Origin of the sequence: Methylorubrum podarium (assembly GCF_040270385.1) — a bacterium.
Lineage (GTDB): Bacteria > Pseudomonadota > Alphaproteobacteria > Rhizobiales > Beijerinckiaceae > Methylobacterium > Methylobacterium podarium.
The window spans coordinates 18,993-40,050 of the sequence record NZ_JBELQE010000014.1; the positions used below are offsets into that span (position 1 = coordinate 18,993).

The 21,058-nt window shown below is 70.4% G+C and carries 17 protein-coding genes; 8 read left to right on the forward strand and 9 right to left on the reverse strand.

Features of this window, described 5'->3' with window-relative positions; genetic code table 11:
* Positions 1–9: 9 nt before the first annotated feature.
* The 5 genes from ABS772_RS01365 to ABS772_RS01385 all read right to left on the reverse strand — a co-directional run bounded on the left by ABS772_RS01365 (position 10) and on the right by ABS772_RS01385 (position 4,922).
* Positions 10–1,701 carry a methyl-accepting chemotaxis protein gene (locus ABS772_RS01365; RefSeq protein ID WP_350391773.1) on the reverse strand — a complete coding sequence of 564 codons (1,692 nt, stop codon included), beginning with the start codon at positions 1,699–1,701 and terminating at the stop codon, positions 10–12.
* A gap of 54 nt (positions 1,702–1,755) precedes the next feature.
* On the reverse strand, positions 1,756–2,313 hold the full coding sequence (locus tag ABS772_RS01370) for a chemotaxis protein CheW (RefSeq protein ID WP_350391774.1): 558 nt from the start codon (positions 2,311–2,313) through the stop codon (positions 1,756–1,758).
* Positions 2,310–3,791, reverse strand: coding sequence for a CheR family methyltransferase (locus ABS772_RS01375; protein WP_350391775.1), 1,482 nt, complete (start codon positions 3,789–3,791; stop codon positions 2,310–2,312). Before ABS772_RS01375 ends, ABS772_RS01370 begins: the two co-directional genes overlap by 4 nt.
* Before the next feature lie 11 nt (positions 3,792–3,802).
* Positions 3,803–4,300 (reverse strand): chemotaxis protein CheW, encoded by a 498-nt coding sequence (locus tag ABS772_RS01380; protein ID WP_350391776.1) that lies wholly within the window; start codon positions 4,298–4,300, stop codon positions 3,803–3,805.
* Positions 4,301–4,439: 139 nt separating this feature from the next.
* Positions 4,440–4,922 (reverse strand): MucR family transcriptional regulator, encoded by a 483-nt coding sequence (locus ABS772_RS01385; RefSeq protein ID WP_238254135.1) that lies wholly within the window; start codon positions 4,920–4,922, stop codon positions 4,440–4,442.
* 635 nt (positions 4,923–5,557) lie between these two features.
* Here ABS772_RS01385 and ABS772_RS01390 point away from each other — a divergent pair.
* From ABS772_RS01390 to ABS772_RS01425, 8 genes are all read left to right on the forward strand, one after another.
* Entirely contained in the window at positions 5,558–5,956 is a 399-nt protein-coding gene (locus tag ABS772_RS01390) for a hypothetical protein (protein WP_350391777.1), read from the forward strand.
* 69 nt (positions 5,957–6,025) lie between these two features.
* On the forward strand, positions 6,026–7,744 hold the full coding sequence (locus ABS772_RS01395) for an efflux RND transporter periplasmic adaptor subunit (RefSeq protein WP_350391778.1): 1,719 nt from the start codon (positions 6,026–6,028) through the stop codon (positions 7,742–7,744).
* Positions 7,745–7,757: 13 nt separating this feature from the next.
* Positions 7,758–10,934 (forward strand): efflux RND transporter permease subunit, encoded by a 3,177-nt coding sequence (locus tag ABS772_RS01400; protein ID WP_350391779.1) that lies wholly within the window; start codon positions 7,758–7,760, stop codon positions 10,932–10,934.
* Between the two features lie 25 nt (positions 10,935–10,959).
* The gene (locus ABS772_RS01405) at positions 10,960–11,355 is read left to right on the forward strand and encodes a hypothetical protein (RefSeq protein WP_350391780.1); all 396 of its coding nucleotides are present in this window, start codon (positions 10,960–10,962) and stop codon (positions 11,353–11,355) included.
* Positions 11,356–11,383: 28 nt separating this feature from the next.
* Positions 11,384–11,770 carry a CopM family metallochaperone gene (copM, locus tag ABS772_RS01410; RefSeq protein ID WP_350391781.1) on the forward strand — a complete coding sequence of 129 codons (387 nt, stop codon included), beginning with the start codon at positions 11,384–11,386 and terminating at the stop codon, positions 11,768–11,770.
* Positions 11,771–12,278: 508 nt separating this feature from the next.
* The gene (locus tag ABS772_RS01415; protein ID WP_238254095.1) at positions 12,279–12,593 is read left to right on the forward strand and encodes a hypothetical protein; all 315 of its coding nucleotides are present in this window, start codon (positions 12,279–12,281) and stop codon (positions 12,591–12,593) included.
* A gap of 300 nt (positions 12,594–12,893) precedes the next feature.
* Positions 12,894–13,601 (forward strand): carbonic anhydrase, encoded by a 708-nt coding sequence (locus tag ABS772_RS01420; protein WP_350391782.1) that lies wholly within the window; start codon positions 12,894–12,896, stop codon positions 13,599–13,601.
* A 10-nt stretch (positions 13,602–13,611) separates the two neighbouring features.
* A complete protein-coding gene (locus tag ABS772_RS01425; protein ID WP_350391783.1) occupies positions 13,612–15,180 on the forward strand; it encodes a SulP family inorganic anion transporter in 1,569 nt (522 codons plus the stop codon).
* A gap of 97 nt (positions 15,181–15,277) precedes the next feature.
* Here the strand turns inward: ABS772_RS01425 and hflX are convergent, their stop codons facing one another.
* From hflX to ABS772_RS01445, 4 genes are all read right to left on the reverse strand, one after another.
* Entirely contained in the window at positions 15,278–16,693 is a 1,416-nt protein-coding gene (gene hflX, locus ABS772_RS01430; protein ID WP_350391784.1) for a GTPase HflX, read from the reverse strand.
* A gap of 118 nt (positions 16,694–16,811) precedes the next feature.
* The gene (gene hfq, locus ABS772_RS01435; protein ID WP_003600267.1) at positions 16,812–17,066 is read right to left on the reverse strand and encodes an RNA chaperone Hfq; all 255 of its coding nucleotides are present in this window, start codon (positions 17,064–17,066) and stop codon (positions 16,812–16,814) included.
* A gap of 224 nt (positions 17,067–17,290) precedes the next feature.
* The gene (gene ntrX / locus ABS772_RS01440) at positions 17,291–18,661 is read right to left on the reverse strand and encodes a nitrogen assimilation response regulator NtrX (protein WP_238256320.1); all 1,371 of its coding nucleotides are present in this window, start codon (positions 18,659–18,661) and stop codon (positions 17,291–17,293) included.
* Complete coding sequence (locus ABS772_RS01445; RefSeq protein ID WP_350391785.1) at positions 18,658–21,057, reverse strand: PAS domain-containing sensor histidine kinase; 2,400 nt, start codon at positions 21,055–21,057, stop codon at positions 18,658–18,660. Before ABS772_RS01445 ends, ntrX begins: the two co-directional genes overlap by 4 nt.
* Between the last annotated feature and the right edge of the window lies 1 nt (position 21,058).

Sequence of the window (21,058 nt, forward strand, 5' to 3'; positions counted from 1 at the left end):
TCCGGTCCGCTAGAGCCGGTAGCGCTCGGCCAGCGCCATCAGCCCCTGCGCCAGCTCCGTGAGGTTCGCCGAGGCGGTCTCGACCTCGCGGGTGCCGGCGGCCGTCTGCTGGCTCGCCTGCCGGATGTTCTGCAGCGCCCCCATCACCTGCTCGATGCCGAGCTGCTGCTGGTTGGTCGAGGCCACGATCTGCTGGAAGGTCTGCACGCCCTCCTCCACCCGCGCGGCCATCTCCTCGATGGTGCGGACGGTGGAATCGGTGCGGGTCTTGCCGGCGGCGGCACGCTTCACCGCCTCCTCGGTGAGCATCACCGAGGCGTTGATGCCGCGCTGGATCTCCCCGAGGATGCCGCGCACCTGGGCGGTGGCGCCCTTCGCCTGGTCGGCGAGCAGCTTCATCTCGGAGGCGACGACGGCGAAGCTGCGCCCGCTCTCGCCCGCCGCCGCGGCCTCGATGGCGGCGTTGAGGGCGAGCAGGTGGGTGCGCTCGGAGATGTCGTTGACGGTGACGATGATCTCGCCGATCGCCTGGGTCCGCTCGCTCAGCGCGACGATGTTGCCGGCGACCGCCTCGCCCTGCTCGCGGATCGATTCCATCGCCTTCGCGGTGTCGGTGGCGGCACGCAGGCCCGAGCGGGCGGTCTGGGCCGCGGCCTGGGCGGTCGCGATGACCTCCGTCGCCCGCTTCGAGATCTGCGCGCCGGAATGGGTGATCTCGTCCACGGTCGCGGCGGTCTCCTGCACCGCGGCGAACTGCTCCTCGACGCTCGCCGCCTGCTCCTGGGCGGAGGCGCGGATCTCGGCGGCCGCGGCGTTCAGGTCGGCGGTGGCGGCGCGGTTGGTGCGGGCGAGGTCCGACAGGCCCGCCACCATCCGGTTCAGCGTGTCGCCGAGCCGTCCGATCTCGTCGTTGCCGGTGCGGTTGAGGCGTCCGGTCAGATCGCCCGAACCGATCTGCGCGACGAATGCCATCACGTCCTCCAGCGGGCGCACCACGGCGCGGCTGATCAGCACCGTCACCAGGATCGAGAGTAGGATCGACGCGGCGACCGTGATCGCCACCGAGAGGAGGCTGTTGCGGTAGATCTCGTTCACGCTGTGCTGTCCGGCGGCGATGACGCCGTCGAGGGCGTTGCGGGCATTGGCGATGCTGCGCAGCAGGCCGTCGTGGAGGCGGTTGACCTCCTCGTTCCGGGCCTCGACCTGGGCGATGTCGCGGGCATCGACGGACCGGAGCTGCTGCTCGCTCGCGTTGCGGACCAGACGGAACGCCTCCGCGGTCTCGGTGAAGACGGCGCCGAGGCGCCCCCAAGCCGCGACGCGCTCCGAGGACAAAGCGGAGGCCTGATAGGTCTTCGCCTCTCCGGCGACGGTGCTGAGGAGGCGGTCCAGCTCCGACACGTTCTGGCGCCAGCTACCCAGGAAATCGTCCGACCGGGCCGGTGTCGAGGCCGGATTCGCCTGCGTTTGCCCCTGGGCCAGGACGGCGATCACCGCGTTGCGCCGCACGAGACCCATGTTGCGCGCGACGTTGCCGAGATCGTCGAGCTGGCGCAGCACGCCGACATCGCGGGTCACGATCAGGTCGGTCATGTCGCGCACGCTGCCGATCTGGCGCAGGGCGTAGGCGCCCAGGGCTGCCACGATGAGGCTCGCTGCCACGAAGCCGAGGAGGATGCGTTTTCCGATCGAGAGCGACACGGGCGATTGGGCTCCGGCAGGCGATGCGGGGAGAGGGTTCGACACTCGTGACCGTCAGGTCGTGAAGCGGGCGAGCAGCGCCGGCAGATCGAGGAGGGAAAATCCCTCGCGGACGTCCCCCGTCCTGTCCGAGCCGGGCGGTGCATAGCCCGAAAGCGGGCCGCGTCCCAGGCTTTCCGGCTCGGTCGCCGGCCGCGCCAGTCCGATTTCGATCCGGGCGATGCCCAGCACGCGATCGACCGCGAGCGCGACCGGCGGCTCCTGCGCCCGCAGGCGCACGACGTGGCCGCCTTCCTCGTCCCCGCGACGGTCGAGCCCGAGGCAGGCGGCGAGGTCGAGCACGGTGACGATCGCGCCGGCCACGGCGGTGATGCCGAGCAGGGCCGTCGGCGCACCGGGCAGACCCGTGCAGGGACGCTCGGGCGTCACGCCCGCCACCGCCGTGAGCGGCAGGCCGTAGCGCTCCGTTCCGCAGGCGCAGACGAGATAGGCCGCGGTCTCGACCATCTCCTCTTGCCCCGCCTTGCGCGCGGCGAGCGCGGCGGCGCGCGCATCGAGCAGGGCGGCCGTGCGTGTCGTCGGGTCCGCCCCGGCGGTCCGGCCGATCTTCATGCGTCGCTGACCGTGAGTCCGGCCAGGACGCGGCGTGCGCTCTCGGCCAAGCGTGCGGCGCTCACTCCGTCTCCCTCCGGAAGGATCGTCTCGGACGGCAGTCCTTGCGCGAGGCGCAGCGCGTTGTCGAGGGCGCGGGCGGCTTCATCGCGGCGGCCGCCGCGGACGAGCAGCAGGCCGAGCTGGAAATGGGCCATGATGAAGCCCCGGTGGAGGAACAGCGCTCCCCGCAACGCCCGCTCCGCCTCCCGCTCCCGTCCGAGATCGAGGGCGAGCAGGCCCTCGTAGTAGCGCAGGGAGGGATCGGTGGCGTAGCCGTCGATCTCCTCGTGCAGCCGGCGCCAGGCCCGCGCGGTCTTGCCGGCATCGGCCAGCACACGGATCTCGGCCAGGAGATCGCCCGGCGAGAGCGGGTGCTCCGTCGCGGGGGAGGCGGGGATGGCGACCGGCTCCGGCGGGACGGGCGGCTGAGGGGCCGGCGAATGCTCCGGAAGGTCGTCCGGCGACCATTCCGGAAGCGCCGCGAGCGGGATCGGAGCCGCGTCCGGAATCGCCGGCACGAGCACCGGGGGCGGCTCGGACGTCGGCGTATCGATCGGGCGGTAGGCGACCGTTCCGGGCAGGGCGACCGGCTGCAGCCATTGGGAGAAGGTTGGGTTCGGCTCGGCATGGCCGATCAGGAGCCAGCCCTGCGGGTTGAGCCGCTCGCCCAGGGCCCGCACGATGCGGTTGACGTGATCGGCACTGAAATAGATCAGCACGTTGCGGCACAGGATCAGGTCGAAGCTCGCCCCCGTGCGATCGCTTCCGTCGATCAGGCTCAACAGGTTCTGGCGCTCGAAGCGCACCATGCGCCGGTAGGCCGGCCGAAGGGCGTAGCCGCCCTGGGGCAGGCCCGGCCGCGCAGGGGTGCGGCGAAACCAGCGGGCGCGCTCCTCCGTATCCAGGGTGCGCAGGGCCCAGGGCCCGAACTCGGCCTCACGGGCGGTCGCCAGAGCCGCGGCGCTGAGATCGGTCCCGACGATCGTCACGGTCCAGTCGTCGAGCGCCTCGCCGAGGAGGTCGTGGACGAGGATGGCGATGGAATAGGGCTCCGCCCCGGTCGAGCAGCCGGCGCTCCAGATCCGCAGGCGGCGGGTCTCGCGGCGCGCCCCGATCAGGTCCGGCAGGATCGTGCCGCGCAGGGCCGCGAACTGCTCGGCGTAGCGGAAGAAGAAGGTCTCGCCGATGGTGATCTCGGCCTCGAGCGCCGCCCACTCCTCCCGGCCGGCGCCGCTCTCGAGCAGGGCGAGATAGGCGGCGCAGTCGGCCACGCCGCGAATGCGCATCCGCTTGCGCACGCGGTCGTGGAGCAGGTCGTCCTTGTCTTCGTAGTAATTGTGTCCGGTCCGGGCGATCACCCGCGCCTTGAGGGCGGGGAATCCGGGATCGACCGTCGCGCCCGATGCGCGCCGCGCCCGCTCCATGGGGGCCGTCATGTGCGGGGGCCTCAGACGGGACGCGCCCCGTCGGGCTCGAACCGGGCGAGCCGCGTGGTCGCCTGCCGGGTCAGGGCGTCGAGGCGGGTCCGCTCTTCGAGCGTGAGGATCCGGTCGAGCGCGAGGAGATGCACGAGCCGGTCCGCCCAGGCGAACTCGCCGACGACGCAGCCGTTCAGGCTGCGGGCGGATTCGACCGGCCGCAGCACCTCCGTCTCGACCTGCACGAGATCAAGCGCGCGATCGACGAGGAAGGCGATGGTGCCTCGCCGGGCCACCAGGACATGCCGGTACGGATCGTCGCCGCCCGCCGCGCGAAGGTCGAACAGCGCGGCGAGATCCACAACCGGCACCGGCTCACCGCCGAGGTTGAGGAAGCCGGCGAGCGGACCGCCCGCGGCCGGAGGGGCGTGCAGGCGCGGCAACGGGAGGATCTCGCGGATCTCGGTCCGCGGCAGGGCGCAGATCGTCCCGGCGATATCCAGGAGAAGGGTGGGTAGACCCGCCATCGCATGTCCTTGAGGCGGCTCGCCGCCGGGAGCGGACGGAGGGACCGCTCGTCGTCTTGATCATGCGGTTGACGCTCGCCGAAGGCAAAGGTTTCACGAACGACCGAACCGGTCGTCCGTTGCGGCGGCGAGCGTCGGATCAGGCGACCTTCTGGCGCGAGCGGGACTTCGGCTCGGGCGCGGGAGCCTCTTCCTCGATGCGGCCGCCCGGCCGGCCGAGGCCGATCGACTTGGCGAGGGCAGAGCGCTGCGCCGCGTAGTTCGGGGCGACCATCGGGTAGTCGTTCGGCAGGCCGTAGCGCTGACGGTACGAGTAGGGATCGAGGCCGTGGGTGCCGAGATGACGCTTGAGCGTCTTGTAGGGCTTGCCGTCAATGAAGCTGATGATCGCGTCCGGGGTGACGGATTTGCGAATCTGCGCGGAGGTCGGCTTCTCGATCACCTCTTCCGCGGGGGCGGCAGCGGTCTCGGGGCTACTGAGACCGGTCAGCGCGGCATGAACGTTGATGATCAGGCCCGGGAGCTCGGAGGCGGGCACCGAGTTGTTCGAGACATACGATGAGACGATGTCACTCGCCAATTCTACGAAGTCGTTGAACGATTTTTGGTTTTCTTCTGTCATTCTGCGCGTCCGTTTCGTGAGCCCCCGGGCGCCAAGATCATACGTGCAGCGCAGCGATGCAAGAGAAGAATTGAAAAATCTACGTCAGGCTTGTGGGTATTGAGGGAAGCGCGCTCAAGTTCAGCGTTGCCGACGAAGCGTAGAAGGTTAAGTGCAGGCCAAGCTCGCACGGTCCAGTGGTGTATCAGAGCTCGACCTTCCCCTTGCCCGCGCGGACGATGTGGCCGGGTTCGCCTCTTCTGAAATTGGATCCAAGCTACGAAGGGATCATGTAATTCGGCGCCGTGTTCGCAATCTTTCTATGCCTTGGAGCCGGATAGCGCGGTCTCCCATCGCGACGGCCGGCGGCGGCCGATCGTGCTGGTGACGCAGGTTCCGATCCCACCCGGGGCGGCGCCGACGAACGGAACGTTACAACCTGTGCGAGACGATCTGCCGCGTCGGGCCGAGGCGACTGTTTTCACGCCGAGCCTGGAATCGCGGGTCTGTGTTCTTCGAGAAGCCAATTTGCCGAATCATCACGAAGGCGAAGCCGAAGTGTCGCGTCTCTTCCCGCCTCTGTTTGTTACGGCTCGGCCGTGCTACGGACGAGAGCAATGAAGTCCGCTCGTCCCATAGCGCTCTGGCTGGCGGCGGTGATCGTCACGATCGCCGCGGCGCTGATGCCGTCCGGCGCGCAGGCGCACGGCGCCCATCGGCACGCGCCTCAGGCGCAGCCTGCGGTGAGCGCGTCGTCGTCCGAGGCCGCGGTCGTCGCCGTCGAGGCTCGGCTTGCCGGTCCGTCCGCGATCGTTCGCACCGACGTCGTTCCCTTCATCGAGACCGCCCGAATCGCCTGTGCCTGTGCGGCCTGCCTGGCCGGCGGCGCCTGCGGGCACGCACCGTCGTCCTGCTGTGCGACCGGGCTCGCCCCCTCCCCGAATCCGCTGCTGGCTCCGCCGTCTCCGCGAGACCGCGCGCCGACCTGCGACGGACCGCGCCTGTCCGGCATCGTGCCCGACACACAGATCGAACCGCCCAGACCCCTCGCCTGACGCTCGTTCCCATCCGGTAGCTCGCTGCCGGGTGACGTCGTTGCTTTCCTGGCGAAGGTTCCGTTCGACATGTTCATCCGTCTCGCGGCGGCGCTCCGGGCGCTGGCCGTCTCGCTCGCGCTCGCGGCCGCATCGGCCTCCGGCAGCGCAGCCCTGGCCCATGAGGGTCACAGTCACGGTGCTGACGCGGTACAGGCCCCGCCCACGCAGGCGGCGCCGCGCGCCGAGGCCGTTTCGACGGCGTTCGAGCTCGTGGCGGTGGCGGGCAAGGACCGGGTCCGCCTCTACCTCGATCGCTTCGCCAGCAACGAGCCGGTGAACGGAGCGCGGATCGAGGTCGAGACTCCGGACGGTCCGGTCGAGGCGACGGCCGCCGGTGACGGCGTCTACGAGATCGCCGCGCCCTGGCTCGCCCGCGGCCGCCGCCACGATCTTCTCGCCACCGTGAGCGCCGACGGCGCCACGGACGTGCTCGCCCTCGATCTCCACCTTCCCGAGCCGGCGCCGGCCGCCGTCGTCTCGTCGCCAGCGGCGCCGGCGTGGCTGGCCAATCTCCGCCATCACCTCACCCATCAGGGACCGATCGGCGCCGCCGCGGGCGGCTTCCTGCTCGGGCTCGCCGTGATCATGCTGGTGCGCTCCCGCCGGGCGCTGCCGGCCTTCGCGGTCCTCGCTCTCACCCTGACGCTGCTCCTCGGGACGGCCGCCCTCGCGCACGAGGGGCACGCCGATGGCGCGGGGGAAGCCGCCCCGGTTCAGGGGGCGGCCCTCACTGCCCCGGCGACCTCGGGCGTCGAGCGTGCGCGGCGCCTGCCGGACGGCGCGGTGTTCGTTCCGAAATCGATGCAGCGCCTGCTCGCGCTCCGCACCGGGCTGACCGGCATCGCCGACCACCGCCGCACGGTGGAACTGCCGGGACGCGTCATCGCCGACCCGAATGCCAGCGGCGTGGTGCAATCCTCCGTCGGCGGGCGCCTCGCTCCCCCGTCCGGCGGCTTCCCGAATCTCGGCGCGCGCGTCCGCAAGGGCGACGTGCTCGCCACCGTGACCCCGCCGGTCCAGGCGGTGGACCTCTCCGACATGCGCCAGACCCAGGGCGATCTCGACCAGCAGATCGCCATCACCGGCCGCAAGGTCGCCCGCTACGAGCGTCTCGCCGCGACCGGCGCCGTGGCGCAGACGGCCTTGGAGGATGCCCGCGCCGAACTCACCGGCCTGAAGGACCGCCGCGCCGCCCTCGACACGATCCGCCGCGCCCCGGAGGAACTGGTCGCGCCGGTGGACGGCGTGGTCGCGGAGCGGTCGGCGGTCGCCGGCCAGATGGCGGCACCGGGCACGATGGTGTTTCGCATCGTCGATCCCGAAAAGCTCTACGTCGAGGCCCTGAGCTTCGTCGCCCTGGAGCCCGGCGCGGCGGCCACCGCGCGGCTGCCCGACGGACGCATCCTCGCCCTCGCCTCCCGCGGCGCCGGGCTTGCCGACCGCAACCAGGCGGTGCCGGTGCAGTTCGCGATCACGGGAAGCATCGAGGGCGTGCGGCTCGGCCAGTTCGTGACCGTGCTCGCGCCGACCGGCGAGACCGTTGCCGGTCTGGCCGTGCCCCGCTCAGGCGTCGTCCGCACCGAGTCCGGCGCCGTCGTCTACGAGCACGCCTCCGCCGAGCGGTACGAGCCCCGCGCCGTGCGGGTCGAGCCGCTCGATGCCGAGCGGGTGATCGTGGCGGGGGGCGTCGGGGCCGGCCGGCGCATCGTCGTCCAGGGTGCCGAACTGCTCGATCAGGTCCGCTGAGGGACGACGCGCCATGTTCGCCCTCCTCGTCCGCACCGCCCTGCTCAACCGGGTGCTGGTCCTGGCCCTCTGCCTCGCCCTCGTCCTGGCGGGCGGCCTCGCCCTGACGCGCCTGCCCGTCGATGTCCTGCCCGACCTCAACCGCCCCACCGTCACGGTGATGACGGAGGCCGAGGGCTACGCCCCGCCCGAAGTGGAGCAGCTCGTCACCTACCCGATCGAGACCCGGATGAACGGCCTGCCCGGCGTCACCCGCGTCCGCTCGGTGTCGAGCGTGGGGCTCTCCATCGTCACCGTCGAGTTCGGCTGGGACACCGACCTGTATCGCGACCGTCAGTTCGTGGCCGAGCGCCTCGCCCTGGTGCGCTCCGAACTGCCGGCCGGTGTCACGCCGCAGATGGGCCCGGTCGCCTCGATCATGGGCGGCATCCTGCTCGTCGCGGTGACGGGTGAGACGTCGAGCCCGATGCAGCTGCGCGAGACCGCCGACTTCATCCTGCGGCCGCGCCTGCTCTCGATTCCGGGCGTGGCGCAGGTGATCCCCATCGGCGGCGAGGTGCGCCAGTTCCGTGTCAGCCCGAACCCGGCGGCGATGCGGGCGCTCGGGGTCACCAACGAGGCGCTGGCGAACGCGCTGTCCGGCTTTGGCACCAATGCCGGCGGCGGGTTCGCCGACGCCAACGCCCGCGAGATCCTGATCCGCAACATCGGCCGGACCCTGAGCCTCGAGGATCTCCGCAACCTCGTGATCCCGACGGGTCCGCAGGGCGCGACCGCCGCCGCCGACCTGCCCGGCACCGGCAATCCGGCGATCGAGGGCCGGGTCTACCTTCGCCAGATCGCGGAGGTGGCGTTCGCCGCGCGGCCCAAGCGCGGCGACGGCGGCTATCGCGGCGAGCCGGCGGTGATCCTTTCGGTCGAGAAGCAGCCCGGCATCGACACCGTCCGCCTGACGAGGGATGTCGAGGCGGCGCTGAAGGAGATCGCCCCCACCCTGCCGAAGGGCATGGACGCCCAGAAGATCCTGTTCCGGCAGGCGGATTTCATCGAGACCTCCCTCGCCAATGTCGAGCGGGTGTTGATGGAAGCGGTCGCGGTGGTGGCCGTGGTGCTGTTCGCCTTCCTCATGAACGCGCGCACGACGCTGATCTCGCTCACCGCGATCCCCGTCTCGATCCTCGCCACGGCCCTGGTGTTCTGGACGCTCGGCTTCTCGATCAACACCATGACGCTCGGCGGCCTCGCCATCGCCATCGGCGAGCTGGTCGATGACGCGGTGGTCGATGTCGAGAACATCTATCGAAGACTGCGCGAGAACCGGGCCGAGGGCTCGCCCCGCAGCGTCTTCGACGTGGTGGTGGCCGCCTCCAGCGAGGTGCGCTCCGGCATCGTCTACGCCACCGCGATCATCGTGCTCGTCTTCGTGCCGCTCTTCGCGCTCTCCGGCATCGAGGGGCGGCTCTTCGCGCCGCTCGGACAGGCCTACATCGTCGCGATCCTGGCGAGCCTGCTCGTCTCTGTGACGCTGACGCCGGTCCTCACCTCCTGGCTCCTGCCCGGCATGAAGTCTCTTGCCGCGCACGAGCCTGCCCTGGTCCGCAGGTTGAAGGCGGGCAACGCGGCGCTGTTGACGACCGCCCTCGCCTATCCGCGGGTGCTGGTGGCCGGTGTCGCCGTTTGCGTCGTCGCGGCCGGCATCGCCGCCGCGCAGCTGCCGCGCGCCTTCCTGCCGGCCTTCAACGAGGGCTCGCTGACGGTCACCGTCACCTTCCGGCCCGGCATCTCGCTTGCCGAGAGCAGCCGGGTGGGGGCCATCGCCGAGCGGCTGGTCCTCGACATGCCGGAGGTCGCCACCGTCGGGCGCCGCACCGGCCGGGCCGAACTCGACGAGCACGCCGAGGGCGTCCACTCCTCCGACCTCGAAGTGCGACTGCGGGCCGGACGCCCGCGCGAGACCGTGATCGCCGAGATCCGCGAGCGACTCGCCGTCTTGCCGGTGACGGTGAATGTCGGCCAGCCGATCTCGCACCGGCTCGACCACATGCTCTCGGGCGTGCGTGCCGAGATCGCCCTGAAGCTGTTCGGCGACGACCTCGACGCCCTGCGCGCCGCGGCCGAGGGTCTCCGGGAACGGATCGCGGCGCGGGTGCCCGGCGTCACCGATCTTCAGGTCGAGCGGCAGGTTCGCATCCCGCAGCTCGACATCCGGATCGATTACGGCCGGGCCGCGCTCTACGGCGTCTCGCCCTCGACCGTGGTCGAGACCATCGCCCGGCTCGCCAACGGACGCACCCTCTCGACCATCGCCGACGGGCCGCGCCGCTTCGACGTGACCCTGCGCCTGCCCGAGGCCCGGCGCAGCCCGCAGGCGCTGGGCGACCTCCTGATCGAGACGCCGTCGGGCTGGGTGCCGGCCCGCGAGATCGCCGACATCCGCGAGACCGACGGGCCGAACCAGATCCTGCGGGAGAACGGGCGGCGGCGGATCGTGGTCCAGGCCAATTCCGACGGCCGCACCGACATGGCGGCGATCGTCGCCGGCATCCGCCGCGTCCTGGACGAGACCCGCCTGCCGGAGGGCGTGAGCGCCCGGCTGGAGGGCACCTACGAGGCGCAAGGCGAGGCCGCGCGCACCATCGGCGGGCTCAGCCTCGTCTCGCTCGCCCTCGTCTTCGCCCTGCTGCACGGGCGCTACCGCTCCGTGCCGCTGGCGCTCATCGTCATGGCCAACGTGCCGCTGGCCCTGATCGGCAGCGTGCTCGCGCTCTGGATCGCCGGCCTCCCGCTCTCGGTCGCCTCGATGATCGGCTTCGTCACGCTCACCGGCATCGTCGCCCGCAACGGCATCCTCAAGATCAGCCACATGCTGAACCTCGCCCGCGAAGAGGGGCTGGCGCTCGGGCCCGCCCTCGTGACCCGGGCGAGCCTGGAGCGGATGACCCCGGTGCTGATGACGGCGCTGTCGGCCGGCATCGCCCTCGTGCCGCTCCTGATCGACGGGACGGCTCCAGGCAAGGAGATCCTGCACCCCGTGGCGGTGACGATCTTCGGCGGGCTGATGAGCGCGACCCTCCTCGACGCCGTGCTCACCCCCGTCCTGGTCCTGATGTTCGGGCGCGGTGCCTTCGACCGGCTCCACGCCCCCGCGCCGGCCGACCGCCTGCACGCGCCGGTGCGCGAAGCCTTTTGACCCTCCGCAATGAAGGAGACGACCGATGAAACGCGCGATGCGATGCGCCGCCCTGGCGCTGACCCTCTTCGCCGCGCCCGCCGGCGCGCAGCAGGCCCATGACGGCGCCCACCGTCACGACCATCCGCCCGGCCCGAACGGCGGGCGCGTCGAGGGGGCTGGGCCGTGGCACGCCGAACTCGTGACGCGGGCCGAGGCCGTCTCGGTCTACCTGAGCGACGGCGCCGGCAAGCCGCTGCCGGTCGAGGGCTTCAAGGCGATCGCGATCCTCAAATCCGGCGCGAAGACCGCCCGCATCCCCCTCCGTGCCGAAGGCAACCGGCTCTCCGGCAAGGCCGACGCGGCCCTCGGGGAACTCCCCACCGGCGCCGTGCGCATCACCGCGCCCGACGGCGTCACCGCCAACGCCCGCTTCGACTGACAACCTCTTCGATCCAAGGATGAACGCGATGATGAAAGCTTTTCCGGCCGCTCTCCTCTTCGGCCTCCTCGCCACTCCGGCCCTCGCCGGGGACGGACATCACCACCACGGACATGCCCAACCGGCCGCGACATCGATCATCGGTGACAGCGCGGCGACCAAGGCGTTTCGCGATGCCGATGCCCGCATGCATCGCGAGATGGACATCCGCTACACCAACGACGTCGATCTCGATTTCGTCCGCGGGATGATCCCGCACCACCGCGGCGCGATCGAGATGGCGAAGATCGCCCTCGAACACTCGAAAGACCCGGAGATCCGCAAGCTCGCCGAAGAGATCGTCAAGGCGCAGGACACCGAGATCGCGCAGATGGAAGCTTTTTTAAAGCGCAAGCAGGACGCCAAGGGCCGCTGATCCGCTTTCCGGGTCAGCACCTTGTTTTTTTACTTCGGCATCACGAGCGGCAGCGAAGCGATTCAGGGTGCGACGTCTTCGGAAAGATCGTGGCTTGGATCGCTTCGGCATCGCCTCGCGATGACGGGGACGGCAATCACCGGAACGGTCGACCGGAGACCGTGCTCCTCAATCGAAGCGGGACCGGCGGCCGGAGACACGCCGCCTTTTCCCGGCCGCGGCGAACGACCCTCGCATCCTGGCTCTGCTCACTGAGCTCGCTCATTTTCGGCGACGCGACGGATTAAAACTTGCCGAGGCAAGTTCGGTTTTCATCCTTTACTTTGTCAAGATTGGACAATGGGGAGTGCTATCGCACACCCGGCCCGCCCTCTCTCGGGATTAAATCTTAAGTATATTTCGGTGATAAAACGCACTTTCAAAATATAATTCGAGGAATTACTGTCCTGATGCGACGAGAAATAAGACAAAAAATCTCGCATCTCAGGGATTACGAGAGGATCTAGGCATGAAGCGTATGATGACAGTCGGTTTTCTAACGGCGGCGGCACTCGCTCTGCCGATAGCGGCGCAGGCGGAGGGCGGCGGCAGTGGAAGCCGCCAGCAGGCCGGCGGCGGCTTCATGAGCAGCTACGTCGACGATCCCTATCATGACCCCCGCTCGCTGCACTCGCAGCGGAGGGGCACGGGCCAGATCCTCGGTGCGCCGATGCTCAGCGAGAACGCGGGCGCCAAGGGCGGCGTCGCCCGCTCGGCCCTGCGCCGGGGCACGGTCGAGCCGAACTGGGCCGCCGGCCCCGCCCCCCGCCGCCGGGCGCGCTAAGGACGGCCCTCCGGCGGCGTGGCCTGGTCCGCGCCGCCGGTCGCGCCTTCACGCCCGATCACCGGCCGCTCCAATCCCGAGCGCCCGGACCCTCACGACGAGTCTGCACCGGCTCGCACGCCGTCGCGACCCTCGCGACGGCGCGGGCAGCCTCGTCCCCGACGGCGGGCGTCGGCCTCGCCACGTCCCGTCGGATCTCATTCCGCGACCCGGCAGGCGGTGCGCCGTCTGTCATCCAGCCAGCCATTCAAACGTCCCGACGCGACGGCTCGCGCGCGGTGACGGACAGCGAGGTTTGCCGTGGACGGCATCATCCAAGGTCTTTCGAACTTCCGCGGCACGGTCTTCCCGGGCCAGCAACAGATGTATCGGCAGCTGGTCCGCGATGGTCAGCAGCCCCAGGCGCTGATCATCGCCTGCGCCGATTCCCGCGTCTCGCCCGAGCACATCACGCAATCCGGTCCGGGCGACCTCTTCGTATGCCGGAACGCCGGCAACATCGTCCCGCCCTTCTCCCAGCAGAACGGCGGCGTGTCGTCCGCGATCGAGTACGCGGTCGTCGCGCTCGGCGTGCGTGACATCGTGATCTGCGGTCATTCCGATTGCGGCGCCATGAAGGGTCTCATGAACCCCGAGGCGCTGGGCAGCATGCCCAACGTGGCGGCTTGGCTTCGCCACAGCCACGCGGCGAACCGGATCGTCTGCGAGGCCTATCCGGAGGGCATGGACCCGAAGGAGCGGCACCGCGCCATCGCCCTCGAGAACGTGGTGGTGCAGCTCAACAACCTGCGCACCCATCCGAGCGTGGCCGCGGCGCTCGCCGGCGGCAAGCTGCGCCTGCACGGCTGGTTCTTCGAGATCGAGAGCGGCCAGGTGCTCGCCTATTGCGGCGAGCGCGGCCGCTTCGTCCCCATCGACGAAGCCGCCAGCGTCCCCGTCGCGCAGGCCCCGGCCGCACGGCTTGCCACGCCGGAATTCGCCGGCTCCCACGTCCTCGCGGCGGAGTAGGACCCTTGCCATGCGCGCCTCCTTCGCCAGGCTGATGCCATCGACCCTCGGCCGGGATCTCCCGGCCTCCTTCGTCGTCTTCCTCGTGGCGATGCCCCTCTGCATGGGCATCGCCATCGCATCCGGCGTGCCGGCCGAGCGCGGCCTCATCACCGGCGTGATCGGCGGCATCATCGTCGGCTTCCTTGCCGGCTCGCCGCTTCAGGTCAGCGGTCCGGCCGCGGGGCTCGCCGTCATCGTGTTCGAGTTCGTGCGCGAGCACGGCATTGATGCGCTCGGGCCGGTCCTCGTCGCCGCCGGCGCCATCCAGCTCCTGGCCGGGGCCTTGCGGGTCGGCGGCTGGTTTCGGGCGATCTCCCCGGCCGTGGTGCACGGGATGCTCGCCGGCATCGGCATCCTCATCGTGCTGGCGCAGATCCACGTGCTGACCGACGCGCTGCCCAAGGCCAGCGGTCTCGACAACCTCGTCGCCATCCCCGGCGCCTTCTTCAACTTCGTCTCCAGCCCGGACGGCAACCGGTCCGGCGCCGTAATCGTCGGGCTCGCCACCATCGTCGCGATGCTCGGCTGGGAGAAGGTCCGTCCGGCCAAGCTCAAGCTGGTTCCCGGCGCCCTGGTCGGCGTCGTGGCAGGCACCCTCGTCGCCGTCCTCGGCGCCATGGACGTCAAGCGCGTCGAGGTGCCGGAGAACATCCTCTCGGCCGTCGCCTTGCCGGGCGCGGGCGATTGGAGCCGCCTGACCGAGCCGGCGATGATCCTGATGGCGATCACGCTGGCGGTGATCGCCAGCGCGGAGAGCCTGCTCTCGGCGGCGGCGGTGGACCGGATGCATGACGGCCCGCGCACGCAGTACAACCGCGAGCTCGGGGCGCAGGGGATCGGCAACATCCTGTGCGGCCTGGCCGGCGGCCTGCCGATGACCGGCGTGATCGTCCGCTCCTCCGCCAACGTCCAGGCGGGCGCGGCGTCGCGGGCCTCCACCATCCTGCACGGGAGCTGGATCCTCGCCTTCCTGCTGATCCTGCCGATGGTGCTCAAGGTGGTGCCGACCGCCTCCCTCGCCGGCATCCTCGTCGTGACCGGCTGGCGCCTCGTCAGCCCCGCCCACGCGTTCCACCTGCACGAGCGCTACGGCCTGCCCACCGCCGCGATCTGGCTCGCCACGATGGTGATGGTCGTCGCCACCGACCTCCTGACCGGCGTGCTCACGGGCCTCGCGCTGAGCCTCGCCCAGGTGATCCCGCACTACATCCGCGGTCCCCTGAAGATCGAGGGCGGCGCCGCGCAGACGGTGCAGGCCGGGGCCGTCCGGGCGGTGCCGGAGCTGAAGCTCTCGGGCTCGGCCACCTTCCTGCAGCTGCCGCACCTCAACGAGGCGCTGGAGCGCACGCCGGAGGGCACGCCGGTCCGCCTCGCGGCGGCGGAGCTGCGCCACGTCGATCACACCTGCCTGGAGATGATCCGGGAATGGGCGACGCGGCGGGCGAAGACCGGCGCCCACATCGAGGTGGTGGGCGGCGGCGCGAGCGGACTGCACCACAGCCTCGCCATGGTCGCCCACGCCGCGCCGAAGGACTGAGGTCGCGGGCGCGAACATGAGAAGGGCCGGTGCCGCGAACCGCGGCACCGGCCCTCTTCGTTTCACGTCTCGGAGCCCGTCGGCCGGGCTAGCCGTCCTACGCGGCCGGCCTGTCCTGCGGTCCGCCGATGCGCTGGGCCGCCACGAACCGGTTGAGGAAGCGCGGCTCCTTCTCCGGGGCGATGCGGATGGTGAGCGCGATCGCGCCGCCGGTCTCGGATTGGCGGTCGAGCACCTCGGCGTTCTCGTAGAGCCAGTTGAGCGCGGCGCCGTCCTCCGGCGGAAGCGTCACCGCGAAGGTCGAGCGGGCGCGGGCCACCTGCGCCTCGATCCGCTCGGCCAGAGCCGGCAGCCCCTCCCCCGTCAGGGCCGAGACGAGGATCGGCGCCGCCCCTGCGCCGCGATGGGCGGCGCTGAGGTTGACGAGCCGGGTGCGCTCGCCCTCGTCCAGGAGGTCGGCCTTGTTCCAGACCTCGATGATCCGCTCCGCGTCCTGCTCGATCCCGAGCTCGCGCAGCACGCCCTCGACATCCTCGGCCTGAGCCTGGGTGTCGCCGTGCGAGACGTCGCGCACGTGGAGCAGGATGTCGGCCTCGATCACGTCTTCGAGCGTCGCGCGGAAGGCGGCGATCAGCGAGGTCGGCAGGTCCGAGATGAACCCCACCGTGTCGGAGAGGATCACCGTCTCGCCGTGCGGCAGCTTGGTCGCCCGGGCCGTCGGATCGAGGGTGGCGAACAGCATGTCCTGCGCCCGCACCTCCGCCTTGGTGAGCGCATTGAACAGAGTCGACTTGCCGGCATTGGTGTAGCCGACGAGCGCGACGATCGGGTACGGCACCCGCGCGCGGCTCTTGCGATGCAGGCCGCGGGTGCGCGTCACCGCCTCGAGATCGCGCTCGATCCGGGTCATCCGCTCCTGGATCATCCGCCGGTCGGCCTCGATCTGGGTCTCGCCGGGACCGCCGAGGAAGCCGAAGCCGCCGCGCTGCCGCTCCAGGTGGGTCCAGGAGCGGACGAGCCGGGACTTCTGGTAGGCGAGGTGGGCGTGCTCGACCTGGAGCGTGCCCTCGCGGGTCGAGGCGCGCCGGCCGAAGATCTCGAGGATCAGGCCGGTCCGGTCGATGACCTTCGCACCCCAGGCCTTCTCGAGATTGCGCTGCTGCACCGGCGAGAGGGCGCAATCCATCACCACGAGGCCGATCTCCTCGGCCTTGATGAGTCCGGCGACCTCCTCCACTCGGCCCTTGCCGAGATAGGTCGAGGGGCGCGGGCGCTGGATATGCACCGAGATCGCCCGGGCCACGTCGAGGTCGATGGCGGCCGCCAGACCCACCGCCTCGTCGAGCCGCGCCTCGTCGGAGCGGACGGTCTCCGTCTGTCCGGGCGCGGTCCGCTGGGCGGCGCGGGTGAGGTAGGGGCCGAGGACCAGCGTGCGGGTCGCGGCGGCAATCTCGCCCTCGGGGGCGGCCTTCGCCTGCAGGCGGGCTTCGCCGGGCGGAAGGGTCTCAGTCATGGAGTCTCCGTGTCATCGTCCCCTTATGTCGGAACGATGACGCCATTTTGCATCCGCCGGCTTCCGCAAATGACGGAAACCGGCGAGCCGAGAGCAGATCAACGATGGAAGACGACGATCAGGCCTTCTCGGGCGCCGTCTCGTCGGGCTCGAACAGCTGCACCGGGTGGCCCGGCATGATCGTCGAGATCGCGTGCTTGTAGACGAGTTGGGAGTGTCCGTCGCGGCGGAGCAGGACGCAGAAGTTGTCGAACCAGGTCACGACACCTTGAAGCTTGACGCCATTGACGAGGAAGATCGTCAGCGGGATCTTGTTTTTGCGGACATGGTTCAGGAACGTGTCCTGGAGATTCTGAGCGCGCTCGCCCGCCATTTCTTGTTATCCTTGTTTCGAGGCCGCAACCACGGAGCAGCAGGGTCCCGATGTGAGTCGCGGGCCCGCGACTCTCTCGTGCAGGGACCGCTCTGCCGGGTTATTCCATTACAGGGCGAAGCTTGCCGCGATGCAAGAGGCACCCGGCTGCGCGGAGCGTCAATATCCACCCCTTGCAACGTCTGCCGCCGCCGGTTCCGAGGGCGAACCGGCGGGGACCCCCGTCACGGGCCGATGCCGAGCGACTTGAGCTTCCGGTGCAGGGCCGAGCGCTCCATGCCGATGAACTCGGCGGTGCGGGAGATGTTGCCGGAGAAGCGGGCGATCTGCGCGATGAGGTATTCCCGCTCGAAGATCTCGCGGGCCTCGCGGAGCGCGAGGCTCATCAGCTTCTCGCCGCCCGCGCCCGTCGGCGTCGTCGGCACCAGCGCGCCGATCTCGGTCGGCAGCATCTCGGACGTGACCTCCTGCTCCGGATCGCTCTGGGTCAGTATCATCAGCCGCTCGACGTTGTTGCGCAGCTGACGCACGTTGCCGGGCCAGTCGTGCGACTGGAGAACCGCCATGGCGTCCTCGGCGATGCGGCGCCGCGGCAGGCCGGTGGCCGCCGAGATCTGCTCCATGAAGAAGGAGATCAGCTCCGGCACGTCCTCGCGCCGCTCGGCCAGCGACGGGATCCGGATCGGCACCACCGAGAGGCGGTGGAACAGATCCTCGCGGAAGCGCCCGGCGCCGATTTCCTCGGTCAGGTCGCGGGAGGAGGACGAGATGATGCGCACGTCGACGTGGACGCGGGCGGTGCCGCCGACGCGCTGGAAATTCTGATCGACGAGGACGCGCAGGATCCGGCTCTGCGTCTCCTTGGGCATGTCGGCGACTTCGTCGATGTAGAGGGAGCCGCCATGGGCCTCCTCCAGGGCGCCGACGCGCCGCACCCGGCCCTCGCCGCCCTCGACGCCGAACAGCTCCGCTTCCATCGTCTCGGGCGTGATGGTCGCCGCGTTGATCACGACGAAGGGCCCGCTCGCCCGCGAGGAGGCGGCGTGCAGGGTGCGCGCCGAGAGTTCCTTGCCGGCGCCCGGCGCGCCCGAGATCATCACGCGGGCATTGGTTGGGGCCACGCGCTCGATGGTCTGGCGCAGCTGGTTGACCGCCACCGAGGCGCCGACGATGCGGCTCGCCTGCCCCGATCGCACCTTGAGGTCGCGCACCTCGCGCTTGAGGCGGGAGGCCTCCAGAGCGCGCTCGGCGACGAGGATCAGGCGGTCGGCCTTGAACGGCTTCTCGATGAAGTCGTAGGCGCCGGATTTGATCGCCGCCACCGCGGTCTCGATGTTGCCGTGGCCCGAGATCATCACCACCGGCAGGTCCGGGTGGCCCGCCTTGATCAGGTCGAGCACCTGCAAGCCGTCGAGGCGCGAGCCCTGGAGCCAGATGTCGAGGAAGACGAGGTGGGGCCGGCGCGACTCGATCGCCGCCAGCGCCTCGTCGGAGCCCGCCGCCGTTCGGGTGCGGTGCCCCTCGTCGTCCAGGATGCCCGCGACGAGATCGCGGATGTCGGCCTCGTCGTCGACGATCAGGATGTCGGCGCTCATGGCTGCATCTCCGCGACGCGTCGCGCTTCCATGGCGCCCTCCGTGTTCTTGTCCATCGTTGTCCCGTCACGCGCGTCCGGCGCCGCGGAGCGATTCCGCTCCCCTGGCGCGCCGGGCTCGGCATTGTGCCCGCCCTGTCGACCGACTTCCCGCGGCAGCCGCATGCGGACCTGTCCGCCGCGCCCCTCCGGGTTGTCGTTCAACTCGATCCCCCCGCCATGCTCCTCGAGCACCTTGGAGACGATCGCCAAACCGAGGCCGGTCCCGCCCTCGCGGGTGGTCATATAGGGTTCGAGCAGGCGCTGGCGCCCCTCTGCCGGAAAGCCTTTTCCGTTGTCGGTGACTTCGATCACCACGAAGGCGTCCTCGACGAGGAGGCGCAGGCGCACCCAGCCCTTGCCGCCGTCGGCGGCCAACACGTCCTCGGGCACGGCCTGGACCGCCTCGACGGCGTTCTTGAGGATGTTGGTGAGCGCCTGGGAGAACAGCCGCACGTCGAAGGCGGCGACCACCCGGCCCTGCGCGTCGGCGCCGACCGTATCGAACGGGAAATCCAGGTCGGGATGGGCCATGCGCAGCATGAACAGATTCTGGCGAGCGATCTCGGCCAGATCCTGCTGCGTGATCGCGGGCTTGGGCATCCGGGCGAAGGAGGAGAATTCGTCCACCATCCGTTTGATTTCGTCCACCTGCCGCACGATCGTCGCGGTGCACTGCTCGAACACTTCCTTGTCGGCTGTAATCACTTTTCCGTACTTGCGACGGATGCGCTCGGCCGAGAGCTGGATCGGCGTCAGCGGGTTCTTGATCTCGTGGGCGATGCGGCGGGCGACGTCCGCCCAGGCGGAGGTGCGCTGCGCCGTAACGAGGTCGGTGATGTCGTCGAGGGTCACCACGTAGCCGCGCGCCTCGCCCTGGGCCTGCTCGCTGGTGACCCGCACGGCGATGGTGCGCTCGCGCCCGCCGCGGACGAGCTGGATCTGCTGCTGCAGGGCGCGCTGGCGGCCCTCGGCCTCCGGGAACAGGGCCGCGATCTCCGGCACGACGCCCGTCAGCGGCTGGCCGACCAGTTCCCTGGCCGTCAGCCCGAGGGTGCGCTCGGCCCCCGGATTGGCGATGGTGATGACCCCGTCGGCATCGACGCCGAGCACCCCCGGCGAGACGCCCGAGAGCACGGCCTCGGTGAAGCGGCGGCGGCGGTCGATCAGGTCGTTGGCCGCCCGCAGGCCGTCGTGCTGCCGGCGCAGCTCTTGCGTCATCGTGTTGAAGCTCTCGCCGAGATGGGCGAGGTCGCCGTCGGATTTCCGGGCCGGCACGCGGGCGTAGAAATTGCCCGCCGCGACCTCGTCGGCCGCGTTGATGAGCCGGCGGATCGGGGCGACGAAGCGGTTGGCGAAGTTCAGCCCGAACCAGACCGCCGAGAGCAGCGTGATCAGCGCGATCAGGATGAAGACCGATGCGAAGGCGATCTGCACGTAGCGGCGCAGCTCGTCGTAGGTCAGGTACTCGGCCGCCGCGGCGCGGGCGACGCCGGGGAAATCGATGGCGAGCTGGCTGACCTCGCGCTGCACCAGCAGCACGGCGTTGTCGTAGGCCGGCATCCGCATCAGCGCGGCGAAGACCCGGCCCTCGTTCGGCAGCAGGCAGATCGGGTCGCTCGACTTCGCCGCATCCTCGAAGGCCGCCGCCGAGGGCAGCCGCGTCTGCTTGAGCACGTCGATGTTGGCGCGCGCCACGACCTCGTTCGGCCCGCGCATGATCTTGACGATCGGCAGCCCGAGCGCCTGGGCGCGGGTCGTCATGAAGTTCTCGAACCACTCGCGGTTCACGTCGAAATTCGGCCGCGCCCGCGTCAGGTCGTCGGCGAAGATGCGGATCTCGCGGGCGAGCGACTGGCAGTGATTCTCTTGGTAGGCGTCCGCCACCTGCACGGATTTCAGCACCACGTCGCGGACCCGGTCGGTGAAGCCCAGCGACAGGCCGACATCGATGGTCACCGAGGCGACGATGGCGAGCAGGATCGTCGGCAGGATCGCGATCAGGCTGAAGAGGCCGACGATGCGGGTGTGCAGCCGCGCCACCGAGGCATGGGTGCGCCGGGCGTGCAGGAAGACCCGCGCCTCCCAGACGATCACCACCACGAGGGCGAGGACCAGCGCCGCATTGACTGAGAGGAGCGCGACGCCGGTGGTCGGCGTCCGCGTAATCTGGATGATGCCGGCCAGGATGAGGAAGGTGACGGACGCCGAGATCAGCGCCGTGAGCACCACCGCCGCCCCGATCCAGCCCGGCCCGCGCGGCGGCGAGTCGAACCGGCGCGCGGCGGCCTCCGCTCCCTCCTCGACGGCGGGGGCATCGGACGGCACGTCTTGGGAACGTCGCGACAGCAGCGGCATT